Raw genomic sequence first — 16,897 nt, forward strand, 5'->3', positions numbered from 1 at the left:
ATCATTCGAATAATCGATTTTCTGTTCTTAACCGACCGACTGATGCGTGATCGGGGTGGCCAGGGACAGGCCGTGTTCGGTTTGTAAATCGAAGGCGGCGCGGTTGATGGCAAAGCGGGCTTGTTTGATGCGGTAGACCGATTCGACACGGTAGTTCATGCGCCACTGAATGGCATGGTCACCGGGGTTGACCAGCACCAGGCGCGGGGTTTTTTCCGGGTCCAGGTGTTTTTCCAGTTCGCAGGCGCGTGTCCAGACCGCCTGGATGAAGCTTTCTACCTGCTCAGACGGGGTGTCATAGCCAATGTTGAATTCCACGTAGTCGTTCCAAAAAGCACTGTCAGTTCGGTTCAATACTTCCACGGGGACCGCCCTGAGCTTGTTGTTGGCGACGATGATGTTGTGTTTTTGGATCACATCGTGAAATGTGGTTTCGGTCAGTGACATGCGGCGCACAACGGCAAGGATGCCCATCGATGGAATGCGGCACACCACGCCGGGGGCAATTTCGCCCTGGTGTAACATGATCAGGCCGCTGACCGCATCATGGGCCCAGGCTTCTTTGGTGCCAAACAGGATCACCAAAATGCCACCAATCACTCCAGTGGCCTGTAACCAGGAAGTCACTTGCCAGATGTTGATCAGCAACAACAAGGAAACCGCGATGGTGATCAGCAGGATGATGATGTAGCCCATTTCTGACTGATAGGTGCGGGTCTTGCTTTCTTTGCCTTCAATGGTGCGTTGTTTGCCGTATTTCCGGATGGTCCACGAATGGGAGAACTGGGTGAACAAGTAACCGAGTAGCAGCACCAGACCGGTTTGCGAGATGCGTTTGAAAAATTCAGTGTGCCCGGTCTGATCACTGAAGTAATAATTCCATAACCAGTCAAACAGGTATATGGACAGCAAAACAACATTGATCAGGCGCAGTTTCCGGCTGCGTTTTTTGTCCTGTTCCGGAGAACCTGAGGGTACCACCTGGCGAAACAAAAAGCCGGCAATGATGAACAAACTGATGTTCAACACCACAGCCGTCTTACCAAACACCGAGAGGGTCAGAAAATAGGCTGTGATGGAGGTGATCATGAGGCGTTCAGGTTGATGTTGTGACCAGCCAATTCGGCAAACAGTTCGTCAAACCACTGACGGTTCTGCCCGATGATTTCAGGTGGTATTACCCCTTTGGGCAAGTCATCATGCGCCAGCATCAATCGCACGCCGGCGGCACAGGTGAAACCAGTGGTGCGGGCCATCGATGAAATGTTGTTGGTGTGATCATAATGATCAATCAACTGAAACCGCTCACTGATCGGTTGGCCATCCAATGTCCCCGAAGCGGTGATCTCCATCACCGTCAGGTCCGGTTCGTTGTCAGCGAACTGCCATTGTTCCAGCAACACTTTGGCGGTGGCATCACGGTGTTTGTCTTTGAAGAAACCGGCATCAAGCAGTTGTTGAATGAAGCCGGCGTGGCCGTTGTAGCGCACTGTTTTTTCAGCCATGGTGGGGATGTCCACGGTTTGCAGCAGCGAGCGCAGGCCGTCGGTGTTGAAGGCTTCCATGTGGCCCACACCTTTGAAATACAGGGTTTCGATTTCACTCATTGCTGGCAGCACAATGTCTTTGCCGTCGCGACGCATGCGGGCCGGGCGGGTGTATTCTTCGATCACGTCCAGCGGTGCAAACGGGGCTTTGTATTCAAATGGTTTGAGTCGTTCTACTGGCACGCCGCCCACTTTACAGGCGAATTCATCGACCTGATCAAAGCGTTCAATGAAATGACCGGCGTATAAATTGGAAATACCCGGAGCCAGGCCGAAATCGACCAGTGCGGTGACGCCTTGTTCTTTGGCCAATTGATCCAGCGCCAGGGCGTCTTCGGCAAAAAAAGAAATGTCGACGATGTTTTTGCCCAGTTTCAGCAGCGCTTGCAGGCGGTCAAAGCCGAGCAGGCTGGGCAGCGCGCCCACCACCACATCAAACGGTTCAACCAGTTCGGCCAAAGCCTGATCATCACAGGCATCGGTGGTCACCAATTGGCAGGATGTACTCAGCCAACCCAGGTGGTCGGTGCTGATGTCGGAAAGGGTGACCTCGTGATCCACACTGAGGTTTTTGGCAATGGCTGCGCCGATGCGCCCGCCACCAAGGACCAAAACTTTTTTCATTTAGATAGATCTCATGGTTAACATTAATAACAACCAGGCATACAGGCCGGCAATCACATCATCGATCATGATACCAAAGCCACCGCCAACGTGCTGATCAAGCCATTTTATCGGAAATGGCTTGATGATATCAAAAAACCTGAACAGCACGAATCCAGCCAGCACCCACTCCCAGGTCACCGGCACCAGCCACAAGGTCAGCCACAGGCCGACAAATTCATCCCAGACGATACCGCCGTGGTCATGCACCCCCAAATCACGGCTGGCTTTGTCGCACAGGTAAATGCCGAGCACAAAGGCCAGCACCACAACAGCCAGATACAGCCAGTGGTTCAATGGGGTCAGCAGCAGGTACAGTGGGATGGCGGCCAGCGTACCGAAGGTCCCGGGCGCCTTGGGGGCCAGGCCGCTGCCAAAGCCAAAGGCCAGCAGGCCAGCCGGGGTTTGCAGGGCCACCTGGCGGGTTGTCATGGGATTATTCATGGGCAAAATGCTGATAACCGGTCAATCCGGTGTGGATGGGTTTTTGGTGATGGGTCACGGTGATTCCGCGGTCTTCAGTCAAGCGACCAATGACCTGACAATCCGCCGGCAGTCGGTGTTGATCACAGGCTTTGATGGTGAAGCAAAGCTGATAATCATCTCCGCCAGCCAGCACATGCGTGATCCAGTCGTCACTGGTTTGAATCACCGGTTTGATGGGAATGCGTTCCAGTTCAATGGTTGCACCGACTCCACTTTGTTCACAGATGTGGCCCAGGTCTGCCAGCAAACCATCAGACACATCGATCATGGCGGTGGCCATTGTTTTGATGCTGGCGGCCAGTTCCAGTCGCGGTTGTGGGGTATGCAGTTGTGCCAGACAGGCGTCGTCGGCTTTGGGATGATGCAAGGCGAATGCCGCCGATCCCAGCTGACCACTGACCACAACAGCTTCACCGGCACTGGCCGTGTCCCTTCTGACTGGTTGCTCGCAGTCACCCAGCACGGTGACGCCAATACTCAGCGGGCCACGGGTGGTGTCACCTCCGATCAATTGGACATCGTACTGGTTGAGCAACTGGCTGAAACCCTGGACAAATGCTTTGATCCAAGATTCGTTAACCGCAGGTAACGTCAGGTTGAGTAGTACCCATTTGGGCTGGGCACCCATCGCAGCCATGTCACTGAAATTGACGGCCAATGATTTGTGACCTATGGTTGAGGCCGGGTCATCTGGTTTGAAATGGACCCCACTGACCAGGGTGTCGGTAGCAATCACCCAATGCCGGTTTGCAGCAGGTTTGAGGATGGCAGCGTCATCGCCAATGCCCAGCACCGTGTCTTTGTTGGTGCTGGTACATTGTGACTGGAGGTATTGAATCAGTTCGAATTCTTTGATGCGGCACCCATTTCAATCGATCGGGTGGCTGCTGCCACTTTGGTCAGTACGCCGTTGACGAAGGTGTGACCGCCTTCGGCACCAAATTCAGTGGCCATCAGAATGGCCTCATTGATCACCACTTTAAACGGGGTCTCCGGGTGTTTGAGCAGTTCATATGTGGCCATGGTCAACACGGCATACTCGACGGCACCCAAAGCGGATTTTTCCCGCCCCAGATGGGGGTCTATGTATGATTCGACTTCTGCTCGATTGGCTTCAATGTAACGCAATGCGGCTTTGAAAAACTCGGTGTCTACTTTGTTGAAATCCTGCTCTTCAAGGAATTGTTCGATCACCACGCGGGCCGTCATGTCGTTGTAATGCATCTGATACAGCGCCTGTACCAGTCGCTTGCGGGCACGGTGTTTACGTGCCAATGGCTCAGGGAGTCGTTTGTGTTTTTTGTTGACCATGTTTGTTCCTGCTGCCTGGTTTATCCGTAAACCGGAAATTGCTGACACAGTTGTGATACCTGTTCACGCACCCTGGTGACAACTTCATCGTTGTCCATGTCATCTAGGATATCACACATCCAATGGGTCATTTGAGAAAACTCCGCTTCACCGAAACCACGGGTGGTGCCTGCCGGGGTGCCCAGTCGTAAACCGCTGGTGACGAACGGTGATCTTGGGTCATTGGGAACGGAATTCTTATTGACGGTGATGTGGGCTTCACCCAGCCGCGCTTCAGCGTCTTTGCCGGTGATGTCCTTGTCAACCAGGTCCAACAGGAATAAGTGGTTTTCCGTGCCGCCTGAAACCACATTGTAACCGCGATCAATGAACACCTGAGCCATCACCTGAGCATTGTTCACCACCTGTTGCTGGTAGGTTTTGAATTCGGGTTGCAGGGCTTCTTTAAAAGCCGTGGCTTTGGCGGCGATGACGTGCATCAGTGGACCGCCCTGAATGCCCGGGAACACCAGTGAGTTGAGCTTTTTCTCGATTTCAGTGTTGGCTTTGGCCAGGATGATGCCACCCCTTGGTCCTCGCAAGGTTTTGTGGGTGGTGGAAGTGGTGACATCAGCGATGTTGACTGGTGATGGATAGACATCGGCCGCAATCAGGCCAGCGACGTGGGCCATGTCAACCATAAAGTAAGCACCCACTTCATCAGCAATGTCCCTGAAGCGTTGCCAGTCGATGCGTTTGGAATAAGCCGAAAAGCCGCCAATGATTAACTTGGGCTGATGTTCTTTGGCCAGAGCACGGACTTCGTCGAAATCAATTTCACCGGTGGTTTCATCAATGCCATACTGAATGGCATTGAACAGTTTGCCTGAGACATTCACTTTGGCACCGTGGGTCAGGTGGCCGCCATGGGCCAGTGACATGCCCAGAATGGTGTCACCTGGTTGTAACAGGGCCAGAAACACGGCCTGGTTGGCCTGTGATCCAGAGTGTGGCTGGACGTTGGCATAGGCTGCGCCGAACAGTTCTTTGACCCGTGCAATCGCCAGGTTTTCTGCCACATCTACGTGTTCACAACCACCGTAATAGCGTTTGCCGGGATAGCCTTCTGCGTATTTGTTGGTCATCTGGCAGCCCTGGGCTTCCATCACCGCTGGTGAACAATAATTTTCTGAGGCGATCAACTCGATGTGATCTTCCTGACGTTGGTTTTCTGCTTCTATGGCAGCGTACAATTCCGCATCGGCCTGGGCCAGTTTCAGTGATTTGTCAAACATGGGCGTGTCAGTGGTGCTTTAAAAAGGCGGTATTTTAACCTGTCCAACCAGGCCTGTCACCAAAAGCCGTTAATCAAAAAGGCTTGGCAATCACCAGGTAAACCACCACCAGCAATGCCAGGGCCGGTACTTCATTGAAGACCCTGAACCAAACGTGGCTGTGTTGTTCAGTGCCGGCCCGGAAATGGTGGTGGATGCGGATACACCAGAAATGATAAAACACCAGCCCGGCAACCAGCGCCACTTTGGCAATAAACCAGCCTTGTTTGATGTAGTCCAGCCAGAAACTGCCGGCGATGCTGTATACCAGCAGGAGGGCAGATATCAAGGTGCCCCAAAAGGTGAACCACATCATTTTGATCAGCCGGTGCTCCATTCCCAGCAACATCTCACACAAGGGCTTTTCGGTGGTTTGGGCATGGTTGACATACAGTCTGGGCAGGTAAAACAGACAGGCAAACCAACTGACCACAAAGAAAACGTGAAAAGTTTTGATCCAGAGCATGATTGATTCCTCGCTGATGATGTGATTCTGTGGGTGTTGGGGCATTTTAACCTGAGATTACCAAGCCGGTGTTATAATGCCGTTTTTTTTGAACAATCGACAAGTGCAGTGACTGTCAAAACCCCAAAATATGTGCTTACCCAGGCTGAGGAAAAACCATCCTTTATCCGTCAGCATTGGTTGCTGTTTTCTTTGTTGGGACTGGCGGCCATGGCTTTCGTGATTGGTCGATACAGCAACATTGATGTATTGAATGCCTTTAAAGGGCAGAAAGAAACCTGGGAAGAGGTTAATCAGGAGTTGGCGCTGACCAATGAACAACAGCTGAAAACCATCAGTCGTCTGCAAACCGAGGTAAAAGTCAAAGAACAGGCCATCGCTGAGTTGCAGCGTAATCTGATGCTGTTGACCGAAGAAAAAGACACACTGAGGGTTGATCTGGCTTTTTATGAGAATCTGCTGAGTCACAAAGATGACATCAAGTCACTCAGGGTCTTTGATCTGGAAGCCTCCGGCGATACAGACATGCTTTCAATTAAGTTGGTGCTGGCACAAAAACTGCAGCGGGCTCAAGTCGTTGAAGGCGTGATTGGATTACAATTGACCGGCATTGTTGAGGGTCAGGGACAGGTGTTGGATCTGGTCGATCAATTCAAACTGGATGATGCCTATTCATTCAAATATTTTCAAATCAAGAAATACACAATCAGTTTACCCAAAGGTTTTATTCCCACCACGCTTTTAGTAGAATTACAAAGCAACAATAAACGGCAGTCTGCGATCACAGAAACCTTTGACTGGAGTGAAATCTGGCGTGAAAAAGCGCTGGAACAGGCTCTGTCAGCTGCATCGCAAACCGACTAACACAGGCTGAAATCACATGTTTAACAGCAAGCAACAAAAAAACAACAAAGAGACAGGAAAAATTATGGCCAGTAACCAACCTCATCAGGACATTGATACCATCATCGGACCCAACACCACCATCAAGGGTGATCTGACTTTTTCAGGCAACATGCATCTGTTGGGCAGTGTTGAAGGTTCGATCGTTTCAACCACTGAAAATGACACCCTGATCATCAGTGACTCAGGCCGCATTAATGGTTCACTGAAAACGGGTAACCTGAACATCAATGGCACCGTGGAAGGCGACATCACGGTGACCGGTAAAATGGAAGTCAACTCCAAAGCCCGCATCAACGGCAATATTTTCTATGTCAACATTGAAATGGAAACCGGTTCACAGGTGAATGGCAAACTGATTTATCAGGGCGGCGATGTAACTCCGATCAGCAACAAGAAAGCTGAAAAAGATGGAAAATAACCCCATTCATTTGTCATCATCAGCGGCCAGTAAAATCAGTCAGCTGGTTCTCGAGGAGATGAACCCTGATTTGAAATTCAGGGTGTACATCATTGGTGGAGGCTGTTCAGGGTTTCAATACGGATTTGCCTTTGAGGAAGACATCACCGATGGCGATGTGGTGGTTGAAGATCACGGGGTACAAATGATGGTTGATCCAATGAGTTTCCCTTACCTGATGGGTTCCACGGTGGACTATCTGGAGGATCTTCAGGGCTCCCGTTTTGTGGTGTCCAATCCCAATGCCAAATCCACTTGTGGTTGTGGCAGTTCATTTGCCATATGAAAGCCGATCAGATTCACTTCATCCGAACCGAACTGGATCGCTGTGCCAATATGCGCGAACAAAAGCAGCGCATCAAACAGCTGAAAAAATTCAAAACCTGTCATTATGTGCCGGTTTACCGGGGTAACCACATTTATCCTGACTCGGATGAGGAATTCTATGTGTCACCGATGCCGCTGGGAAAACCAGACAACCAAAGTTTTCTGGGTATCCTCAACGACGAACTGTGGTTTGGATGTGGGTTGACTGAAAAAGAAGCCGTCGCTTTGGAAATTCAATTGGAATGTCAGTTTGAGTCAATTCGTCAATATGCCATGGCGCTGAATGATGACATGGCCCACATTGCCTTGTATTCCAGAGGATTGGATTTGTGGCAGCGGCAGAAAAATTTCTGTTCCAAATGCGGCACCCGTAATCACCTGGAAAGCTCAGGTCATAAAATGGTCTGTGAAAACGGTCATGAACAATTTCCGCACATTGAGCCAGCGGTGATTGTGCTGGTTTCCAAAGGTGATCAGTGCCTGCTGGGTCGTAAGCACACCTGGCCCCCGAACGTGTATTCAACTTTGGCTGGCTTTGTAGAAGCTGGCGAGTCAATCGAAGATGCCGTCCACCGGGAAATCTATGAAGAGTCCAATGTACGGATCAAAAACGTCACTTATTTCGGTTCACAGCCCTGGCCCTTTCCTTCTTCGCTGATGTTGGCATTCAATGCCGAAGCGGTCTCTGATGACATCCGTCTGGACGATGAGATGGAAGATGTTCGCTGGTTCCACAAAGATGAACTGATTAAATGGGCCAAAGATGGCTCAATCATTTTATCACCACGTTTCACGGTGGCCAATAACCTGATCAGTCATTTCCTTGGCAAACGGATCTGATTGATCACCGATGCCTGAGTTACCCGAAGTTGAAACCACCCTCCGGGGAATCGAACCCTGGCTTGATCAGCAGGTCATTGATTCGGTCAATGTGCGCAATGCATCTTTACGCTGGCCCATTCCGCCTGAAGTCAATGACCTGACTGGTCTGAGCATCAAGCGCTTGTGGCGCAGGGCCAAATATCTGTTGCTTGAATTGTCTGATCAATCACATCTGATCATGCACCTGGGCATGTCGGGCATGATGCGTGTGGTGCGTCCGGATGAGGTATACCAAAAACATGATCATTTTGAGTTGGTCATGGAAAACGGATATGCGCTCAGGCTCAATGACCCCCGTCGTTTTGGTTGTGTGTTGTGGACTGATGAGCCCATTGAATCCCATCAATTGCTGGCATCTTTAGGTCCTGAGCCGCTGTCAGCTGGGTTTGACGGCCAATGGCTGAAACAAGCCGCAGGAAAACGCACAGTGGCAGTTAAAAACCTGATCATGAATAATCATGTGGTGGTTGGTGTGGGCAATATTTATGCTTCAGAAGCCCTTTTTTTGGCAGGTATCAGGCCCGACAGACAGGCTGGCAGAATAGCTTTACAGCGGTATCAAAAACTGGCCGCAACCATTAAACAAGTGCTGGAACTGGCGATCCAGGCTGGTGGAACTACCTTGCGGGACTTCCGTCGTACCGACGGCCAACCCGGGTATTTCAAACAACAACTGAATGTTTATGGCCGGGCTGATCAATCGTGTCTACAGTGTGGTAAAACCATCATCAACATCACCTTGGGTCAGCGAGCCAGTTACTATTGCCCGGGTTGTCAAACCTGATCTTAGATGAAAAAAGGTGCGCTAAATGGCACTGCTTTTCGTATCACCTATAACTGAAGCTGTTTCTAATAATCCAGTGTAAGTCAATGAAATTTAACCAGAGTGCTGGTTCATCTGTGCTTGAATAAACACAGGGCTTTGGTTATCATCATTAAGATGTTTTCGGGTGAATTGTGAGAAACGGTGTTCAGTCATTGTTGAAGTGGACAGCTATCAATCTGGTGGCCGCACTGGTGTTCACCACTTGTTGTATCCTCGCCCATAAATACATGGTCAGACCCACTTTGTCAGTGACCATCTGGCCTGCTGCCGGGATTGGTGTGGGCCTGATCATGGTTTGGGGCAGAAAGATCATCCCGGCGATCATGCTGGGTGAGCTAATCAACAGTTTTGTGTTGTACCAGGTGCACGTGGATTTTGGCTGGAACAAAACCACATTTTATGATTTTTTGCTGTACCTGAATAATGTTTTCAGGCCATTGTTTGCTGGTTTCCTGGCCAGGCGTATGATGGGCCCCCACCCACGACTGATTCAGTTCAGGAAAATCAGTAGATTTTTTCTGTATGCCTGTGTCCTGCCTTGCTTGCTGACCACCACTGTATTTGCCATATTGCTAACCGCTGCAGGGCATTACAACACCGGTGATTATTTCACCAAAGGATTTTTGTGGTACTCAGGTGATTTGCTGAGTGTGATGATCTTCACCCCCATCGTGATGTCATTACTTGCCCGTCCGAGAACCATCTGGCAACCCAGAATCATCACCGTGGCTTTGCCAAGCCTGGGCGGTTTTTTATTGGTCTTTATGCTGTTCAATTCTTTTAAGAACTATGAAGAACAACGCATCAATGAAATCATCAGAACACATCAAAACTACCTGGTCAATGTGGTGATTTCTGATGAGATGGATGCCGGTGAACTTCAAAGTTACCTGCAACAGGAACAGGATTTGTTGAATCTGGACAGTTATAAAACAGAACTTGAAGTCTGGCAGGATGGCGCGTTTCGGCAACTGTATCTCAGTCAGGATGTGGTGACCACCCGTTATGAAAACCATGTGATACGACGCGAATTCGACATGACAGGTCAACGCCATCGCCTGACGATGACCCCGACCAATCAGTTTTTTGCTGAAGAAGGGTCGTCAGGTTTATGGCTCAGTTTATTCATTGCCCTGACCTTTGCCGGATTTGCCAGTGTGGGCATGCTGACTTTAACCGGCAGACATGTGCTGACCGCACGCGAAGTCACCGAACGCACCCTGCAACTGAATTTAATCAATAAAGAATTGCAGGCTCGGAACCTGGATTATCAGCGCATCATTGACACCCAGCCAGTGATTTTCTGGAAGGTAAACCTCGGTCTGGATCAGGTGACTTTTGTCAGCCAGGAAGCAGAAGCGATTTTGGGTTACTCGGTCAACCAATGGCTCAGTGAACCACATTTTTTCACCCGGAAAATCCACCCCAATGACCTCTCCATGGTTAAAGATGCCATGCTTCAGGAACATGATCAGGAAGCCAATATTGAAATAGAATACCGTTTGCGACATGCCGATGGTCAGTATCGATGGTTCAGGGATGTGTTGCATATTCCTGAAGATTTCTCTGACTCCAGGGAGGTGATGGGCATGCTGGTCGACATCACTGACAAAAAAAATGACACCGAAAAAATACATCACCTGGCCTTTCATGACTACCTCACACAGTTGCCTAACCGACAAAAATTTCAAAGCGAATTAAAGGCGCTGTTGAAAAAAAGTCAGCAGCACAAAACCTATGGTGCGGTGTTGTTCCTCGATATGGATCGTTTCAAGGTGCTCAACGATGCCCTGGGTCATCATTTCGGTGATCAATTGTTGCTGAACATTGCTTCCCGGCTGGAAACCTTTGAAGCCGAATTTAAAGTCATTGCCCGGTTTGGTGGTGATGAATTTGTTATGGCCACCGATTGTGAATACAGCAATGCCAATGACGCCGGCGTGCAGATCATTATACTGGCGGAACAAATCATTGATCAGTTGGCTGAACCTTATGACATCAACGGACACCATCACATCTGCACAGTGAGCATGGGAATTGCCATTTATCCGTTTCAAGATGTCACAGTCAACGATGTGATCAGGCAGGCAGACGTGGCAATGTACCGTTCCAAGGAACAAGGTCGTAATCAGGTGACCATGTACCATGAAAGCATGAAAAAAGACAACGACAAGATGTTGTTTGTCGAACAGGTGTTGCGCAATGCAGTAAACCATGATCACTTTATCTTGAAGTATCAGCCTATTGTCGATGGGGATCGTCAGGTGGTGGCTTTTGAGTCCCTGATCCGGATTTTCAGTGAGCAGGAAACCTTGTTCCCTGATGAGTTCATTCCGGTGGCAGAAGACACTGACCTCATCCAGTCAGTGGGTCGCTGGGTGATTTCTCATGCTTGCTTGAAAATCATGGACTGTCAATACAACATCTCGGTGAATGTGTCATCCAAGCAGTTTCACCAACAGGGCTTCATCATGTACATCGATCAAATGATGAAACGCTTTAACATTGGTAAAAACAACCTGGTGATTGAGTTGACTGAAGGGGTGGTGGTCGGTAGTTTTAATGAGATTCAATATAAATTCAATCGCCTCAAAGAAATGGGTGTGATGATCGCCATTGATGATTTTGGCACTGGTTATTCATCATTGGAGTACCTCAGGCAATTGCCGATTGATTACCTGAAAATAGACAAAAGTTTTGTGTTCGATCTGGACAAGGACAATTCATCACGGGTGATCATTGAAACCATCATCTCAATGGCCAAACACCTGAACTTGCAAACCGTCGCCGAAGGGGTGGAGACGGAACAACAATTCAGTATCCTCAAAGACATTGGTTGTGACTATTTTCAGGGTTATCTGTTTGGTAAACCGGGTGACTTGTTAACCTTGAGTTGACCATTTAAAGAACAACCCTAACTTTTTTGCTGCATCAATGGCTTGTCAATGACCCCAATGATTGGCTAAGATGGCCGCTTTTCTAAAGACCGCCATTCACCTTGCTGAATCCGCAACAACAAGCAGCCGTTGAAAAAACCGACCAACCACTTTTGGTGCTGGCTGGTGCCGGCTGCGGGAAAACCCGGGTAATCACAGAAAAAATGGCATATCTGGTGAATCTGGATTTATGTGAGCCGCAGCGGCTGTTTGCCATCACCTTCACCAACAAAGCAGCCAAAGAAATGAAGCAGCGGGCGATGTCGATGGTAGCCGGTGGCGAGGCCCTGAATATTTCCACCTTTCATGCCCTTGGTCTGAGACTGATGCAGCAGGAAATTTCACACACCAGTTTTATGCGGGGCTTCAGCATCCTCGATGCAACTGAGTGTCAGAAAGTCATCCAGGAGTTGTTACCCAGAGGCATAAAAAAAGAATTGGCAAACCAGTTGCAGTGGCAAATTTCTGGCTGGAAAAACAAAGGCTGGCGGCCTGATCAGGTAGATACCACTGTTCCCATGGCGGCTGAAATCTATCAGCATTATCTGGATTATATGTTGAGCATCAATGCCATGGATTTTGATGACCTGATTCTTCAGCCCTTGTGGTTGTTGAACAACCAGCCAGAGGTTCTGCATCGATGGCGTCAACACATTGGCTATCTGATGGTCGATGAATATCAGGACACCAACACCAGTCAGTATCAGCTGGTCAGGCAGTTGATGGGGCAGGGCAGTCACCTGACTTGTGTGGGTGATGATGACCAATCCATTTATGGCTGGCGGGGTGCGCAAATTGAAAATCTGTCATTGCTGCAAAAAGACTTTCCAACGCTGGCAGTGGTCAAACTTGAACAAAATTACCGTTCCAGCAGCACCATTCTGAATGCCGCCAATGCGGTGATCAAACACAATCCACATCCGTTTGAAAAAAAGATCTGGAGTGATCTGGGACAGGGTGAACTGATCCACCTCACTCCCTACCGAAGCGCTGAAGAAGAGGCTGAGCAGGTGATCACTGATATCATGTTCCAACGCAAGGTACATCATAAGAACTATCAGGATTATGCCATTCTTTATCGTTCGAACCATCAGGCTAAACTGATGGAACAGGCATTGCGGGTGAATAACGTACCTTATCAAATGTCGGGAGGCCGTTCTTTTTTTGATTACGCTGAAATCAAAGACCTGATGGCCTATATCCGGCTGTTGAGTAACCCCAAAGACAACGCTGCTTTCCTGAGGGTGATCAACACCCCCAAACGGGGTATCGGTATGCAGACGGTGAAACACATTTCGCAATTGGCCAAACAACAAAACATGGGCTTTTTGGCAGTTTGCAACCAACCGGAGAAATTGTCTGCGTTACCCGCACAGGCACAACTCAGGATCAAGGAATTTGTGCGCATCATCAAACACCACCAACAACTCAGTCGCAGTGCAGAACAGGTGGTGGCTTCACTGGTCAGGGAGATTGACTACCTGAATTGGGTCAATCTGTCAGCCAATAACAAAATGGCAAAGATCAACAAAAGCAAATTGGTAAAAGATTTTCTTAAGTGGGTTGAGGCCATTGGTGGTAAAGAGCACCTGGCAATGGAGGATCTGCTCAATTACCTGTCATTGCAGACCAGTCAGGATGATGAAGAAGCGGGTGACGCAGTCAGGTTGATGACCCTGCATGCCGCTAAAGGTCTGGAGTTTGAACATGTTTACCTGATTGGTGTGGAAGAGGGCATTTTGCCACACGCGAATTCAATGGCCGACGCCGATGATGAAAACGAAGCCATTGAAGAGGAACGCCGGTTGATGTACGTGGGAATTACGCGGGCGATGCGACAGTTGAAAATTTCTTATGTAAAGAAGCGCAAACGGAAATTTCAGCCTGAAGGTACAGAAGACGTATTCGGTCCCAGTCGTTTTTTGGATGAAATTCCTGAAGAATTGCTGGCTGGTAAGCGGCAAAACGCACCCACAGAAGCCGAACAAAAAGCCAATAACAAGAAAAATTTTGCCGCCCTTAAAGCGATGCTGGATTCCTGAAAGTCAGGGTTGGTTGTCAAAAGCCTGCTGGCCGGTGAAGACTGCTTCCCATTGGTTGAACAAAAATTGCGGAGCGCTGGACAGATTAATTTTCAAATCACCCTTGCGGCTGGCCAGACACTGATTGGCGAAATCGCCGGCCAGGTTTTCTTCAGTGAGGTTGATGCACGGATCATTTTCCGCCATGTCCGTTAATGCCTCAGTCAGTTCTTGTGGACTGATGATGTGTGCCAATTGGGTGCGAAGCTGATAAGCACAGCCCTGTTGTTGAGATTCACAGGCGACAAAATCGATTTGACTGGGCGCCACCAGTAATTGTTCGCGCTGTAGAATTCGAACCTGCTTGGCAGTTTCCATGCGGTAAATCGGATGCGCATAAGCCCACAACAGCAGTGGCTTGAGCAGCAGTTGCTGATAAAAACTGTAGTGGTGAATATTGGGCAGTAAGACCTGGGCATGATTGATCAGCTGATAAGGTTGATCTTGCATGGCATAGGTGTACAAAGTAATGATGTTGCTGTTTTTGGTGCCGATGTTCAGCTGTTCACGCAGGGCGATGATGCGTGTTTTGTCCTGAGCGATCAATGCCGCGATCAGTGAATCATGATTTGTTTGCGGTTTTACCGGTTGACTGCCACAGCCGGTCAGTATCGCCAAAACCACACCAGCCATCACTGTTTTTACGTGCTGAATCATCTTGAGAAACCCCTTTACAGTTGCAAATGAACAGCATAATGTAATTAAGGGTGATTTTTTTTTGAAATTTGTAACAAATTTAAAAATAAACCGTCTTAAACATAGAAAAGCGCACATAACTGATAGAATGAGTATTTGGTACCGGTTACAAGTAAGTAAGAACCAGCATGGATTGTACGCCCTCGCGTATCAGATGTTGGGCAATCAGCTGGAAGCTGAAGATGTGGTTCAGGACACCTTCATTAAGTTGTGGGAGCGCCGTGAACAAGGCGGAAAATTTGAAAAGGCCTGGTTGTATAAAGTCACCAGGAATCAATGTCTGGACATACTGCGCAGAAGAAAACATGCCGTGGAATACCAGATCGCCCAGGCGGTGGGCTGTGATGTATCGCCTTCTGCCAGTGATGAAGTCATCAATCAGGAATTGTCCGGAGAAATTGCTGACGCGATCAGTCAGCTTGATGAACCGTACAAATCACTGGTGGTGATGCGGGAAGTGAATGGCCTGAGTTATCAGGTATTGGCCGATTCCCTGGACCTGAGTTTATCTCAGACAAAGGTGTATTTGCACCGGGCCAGAAAACAGTTAAAAGAAAGTTTGGAAAGAACATATGCGTGAGCAATCAATTGAACAACAGGTGTCAGAAGAACTGACCAATTATTTTGAACAGGCACGGCAGGTTAAATGTCCGTCCTCAATGAAGCAAGGTTTGTATGACCGGGTGGGACTGAATAATTCAGTGCAGTGGCTTAAACCGGCCATGGCTTTTTCCTTTGTGGCATTGTGTTCATTGGGCCTGGTGTGGAATAACCATCATCAGGATCAGTTGGCACAGGCTGAAAGGGACATGCAAATTGCCATGCACTATATGCAAAAAATCAGTGAAAAGACCCTGGAAGACACCAACACGCTGGGTATTAAGCCAGCGATCATCGTACCAGTTTCTAAATCCATGGCACAGATTTAGTGGAGTAACAAAATGAAAAAAACCATCATCTTTATACTGGCATTGCTGAGCATGCCGCTCAGTGCGCAGAATGTGCTGGATAAATTGCAAACCCTGATGCAGGTTGAGCCATCGGTTGAAATTAACCTTGGTCCGGCCATGCTCAGTTTACTCAGTGGCATGACCAGTGAAGAAAAACAAGTATCTGATGTGATGAAAAACCTCACTGAGATTTCAGTTCGGGTATATCGCCTGGATGACGGAGATTTTAAAGGAGACCTTGGGCAGATCAAGTCTTTCATCAATGCCACGGCCAGTGAAATGAAAGCTTTGGGCATGGAGCAATTGGCGGCCATCCGTGAAGATGACTCAACGGTGTTCATCATGGCTGAGATGGGTGGTGAAAGCATGCAGGGACTGTCAGTGATGTCATTGGATGATGAATCGGAGCTGGTGGTGATTAAAATCGGTGGTCAGATCATGCTCAAGGACCTGGCTGGTCTGATGGGTCGTTTTGATGTCGATCTTGATGATTTGGAGCTCAATTAATATCCTGCAACCCCAGATCAGTGAAAAGCCCGCATAAAAAGTCAATTGCGGGCTTTACTTTACCAGGACTAGTCTTTAAAATACGCCGTCTTGTTTGAACAGAACATTGGAAACAGTTATGAAAAAAGATATTCATCCAGAATACAGAGAAGTGGTCTTTCAGGACGCAGGCGCTGACTTTGCCTTCCTGACCCGTTCTTGCATCCACACCAAAGACACCATTCAATGGGAAGATGGCAATGAGTATCCGTTGGTAAAAATCGAGATTTCTTCAAAATCACACCCATATTACACTGGTAAGCAAAAAGTGGCTGATTCCGGTGGACGTGTGGATCGATTCAAACGCAGATACCAAAGAAAGTAAACATCTCAATACATTCGCATTAAAGCCCGAAGTTTTCGGGCTTTTTTGTGTCTGCTATTTTGACAACACTTACAGACCAAACATCAGACATGCTGACCATTAGACCAAGGTATGATTGGTAAACTGCTTTGTCTCAGGTGGTTAAGGTGTTAAAATGAACGATTGTATGAATCGGGTCC

Annotated in this window: 19 protein-coding genes; 11 read left to right on the forward strand and 8 right to left on the reverse strand. The window is 48.6% G+C overall.

The genetic code is table 11. The features are described from left to right. Positions 1-27 precede the first annotated feature (27 nt). From B0475_RS05075 to B0475_RS05105, 7 genes are all read right to left on the reverse strand, one after another. On the reverse strand, positions 28-1,089 hold the full coding sequence (locus tag B0475_RS05075) for a mechanosensitive ion channel family protein (protein WP_077410682.1): 1,062 nt from the start codon (positions 1,087-1,089) through the stop codon (positions 28-30). Beyond that, positions 1,086-2,171: a saccharopine dehydrogenase family protein gene (locus tag B0475_RS05080; RefSeq protein WP_077410683.1), complete on the reverse strand. Its 1,086-nt coding sequence runs from the start codon at positions 2,169-2,171 to the stop codon at positions 1,086-1,088. The genes B0475_RS05075 and B0475_RS05080 overlap by 4 nt, the downstream gene beginning before the upstream one ends. Continuing rightward, positions 2,172-2,654, reverse strand: coding sequence for a phosphatidylglycerophosphatase A family protein (locus tag B0475_RS05085; protein WP_077410684.1), 483 nt, complete (start codon positions 2,652-2,654; stop codon positions 2,172-2,174). It abuts the gene before it with no gap. After that, on the reverse strand, positions 2,647-3,489 hold the full coding sequence (thiL, locus tag B0475_RS05090; RefSeq protein WP_232781842.1) for a thiamine-phosphate kinase: 843 nt from the start codon (positions 3,487-3,489) through the stop codon (positions 2,647-2,649). Before thiL ends, B0475_RS05085 begins: the two co-directional genes overlap by 8 nt. A gap of 44 nt (positions 3,490-3,533) precedes the next feature. Further along, positions 3,534-4,007, reverse strand: coding sequence for a transcription antitermination factor NusB (nusB, locus tag B0475_RS05095; protein WP_077410686.1), 474 nt, complete (start codon positions 4,005-4,007; stop codon positions 3,534-3,536). 20 nt (positions 4,008-4,027) lie between these two features. Next, positions 4,028-5,281, reverse strand: coding sequence for a serine hydroxymethyltransferase (glyA, locus tag B0475_RS05100; RefSeq protein WP_077410687.1), 1,254 nt, complete (start codon positions 5,279-5,281; stop codon positions 4,028-4,030). 73 nt (positions 5,282-5,354) lie between these two features. Continuing rightward, the gene (locus B0475_RS05105) at positions 5,355-5,786 is read right to left on the reverse strand and encodes a CopD family protein (protein ID WP_077410927.1); all 432 of its coding nucleotides are present in this window, start codon (positions 5,784-5,786) and stop codon (positions 5,355-5,357) included. A gap of 108 nt (positions 5,787-5,894) precedes the next feature. On the opposite strand from B0475_RS05105, the gene B0475_RS05110 reads away from it, so the two are divergent. The 7 genes from B0475_RS05110 to B0475_RS05140 all read left to right on the forward strand — a co-directional run bounded on the left by B0475_RS05110 (position 5,895) and on the right by B0475_RS05140 (position 14,162). Continuing rightward, positions 5,895-6,650 (forward strand): DUF6776 family protein, encoded by a 756-nt coding sequence (locus B0475_RS05110; protein ID WP_157892719.1) that lies wholly within the window; start codon positions 5,895-5,897, stop codon positions 6,648-6,650. A gap of 16 nt (positions 6,651-6,666) precedes the next feature. After that, a complete protein-coding gene (locus tag B0475_RS05115; RefSeq protein ID WP_077410689.1) occupies positions 6,667-7,110 on the forward strand; it encodes a bactofilin family protein in 444 nt (147 codons plus the stop codon). Next, positions 7,100-7,435, forward strand: a complete 336-nt coding sequence (gene erpA, locus B0475_RS05120; RefSeq protein WP_077410690.1) for an iron-sulfur cluster insertion protein ErpA — start codon at positions 7,100-7,102, stop codon at positions 7,433-7,435. Before B0475_RS05115 ends, erpA begins: the two co-directional genes overlap by 11 nt. Then, positions 7,432-8,316 carry an NAD(+) diphosphatase gene (nudC, locus tag B0475_RS05125; RefSeq protein ID WP_077410691.1) on the forward strand — a complete coding sequence of 295 codons (885 nt, stop codon included), beginning with the start codon at positions 7,432-7,434 and terminating at the stop codon, positions 8,314-8,316. Before erpA ends, nudC begins: the two co-directional genes overlap by 4 nt. Before the next feature lie 10 nt (positions 8,317-8,326). Continuing rightward, a complete protein-coding gene (mutM, locus tag B0475_RS05130) occupies positions 8,327-9,142 on the forward strand; it encodes a bifunctional DNA-formamidopyrimidine glycosylase/DNA-(apurinic or apyrimidinic site) lyase (RefSeq protein WP_077410692.1) in 816 nt (271 codons plus the stop codon). Positions 9,143-9,339: 197 nt separating this feature from the next. Then, the gene (locus B0475_RS05135; RefSeq protein WP_198538129.1) at positions 9,340-12,081 is read left to right on the forward strand and encodes a bifunctional diguanylate cyclase/phosphodiesterase; all 2,742 of its coding nucleotides are present in this window, start codon (positions 9,340-9,342) and stop codon (positions 12,079-12,081) included. A 101-nt stretch (positions 12,082-12,182) separates the two neighbouring features. Then, positions 12,183-14,162 (forward strand): ATP-dependent helicase, encoded by a 1,980-nt coding sequence (locus B0475_RS05140; RefSeq protein ID WP_077410694.1) that lies wholly within the window; start codon positions 12,183-12,185, stop codon positions 14,160-14,162. Between the two features lie 3 nt (positions 14,163-14,165). Here B0475_RS05140 and B0475_RS05145 read toward each other — a convergent pair whose 3' ends face one another. Then, on the reverse strand, positions 14,166-14,858 hold the full coding sequence (locus tag B0475_RS05145; protein ID WP_077410695.1) for a hypothetical protein: 693 nt from the start codon (positions 14,856-14,858) through the stop codon (positions 14,166-14,168). Positions 14,859-14,985: 127 nt separating this feature from the next. Here B0475_RS05145 and B0475_RS05150 point away from each other — a divergent pair, with 127 nt between their 5' ends. The 4 genes from B0475_RS05150 to B0475_RS05165 all read left to right on the forward strand — a co-directional run bounded on the left by B0475_RS05150 (position 14,986) and on the right by B0475_RS05165 (position 16,718). After that, positions 14,986-15,477 (forward strand): RNA polymerase sigma factor, encoded by a 492-nt coding sequence (locus B0475_RS05150; protein WP_077410696.1) that lies wholly within the window; start codon positions 14,986-14,988, stop codon positions 15,475-15,477. Next, complete coding sequence (locus tag B0475_RS05155; RefSeq protein WP_077410697.1) at positions 15,470-15,826, forward strand: hypothetical protein; 357 nt, start codon at positions 15,470-15,472, stop codon at positions 15,824-15,826. The genes B0475_RS05150 and B0475_RS05155 overlap by 8 nt, the downstream gene beginning before the upstream one ends. Positions 15,827-15,838: 12 nt before the next feature. Continuing rightward, positions 15,839-16,354 carry a DUF4252 domain-containing protein gene (locus tag B0475_RS05160; RefSeq protein ID WP_077410698.1) on the forward strand — a complete coding sequence of 172 codons (516 nt, stop codon included), beginning with the start codon at positions 15,839-15,841 and terminating at the stop codon, positions 16,352-16,354. A gap of 118 nt (positions 16,355-16,472) precedes the next feature. Next, a complete protein-coding gene (locus B0475_RS05165; protein WP_077410699.1) occupies positions 16,473-16,718 on the forward strand; it encodes a type B 50S ribosomal protein L31 in 246 nt (81 codons plus the stop codon). Positions 16,719-16,897 lie beyond the last annotated feature (179 nt).

It is taken from the genome of Marinicella sediminis (assembly GCF_002000055.1).
Taxonomy (GTDB): Bacteria; Pseudomonadota; Gammaproteobacteria; order Xanthomonadales; family Marinicellaceae; genus Marinicella; species Marinicella sediminis.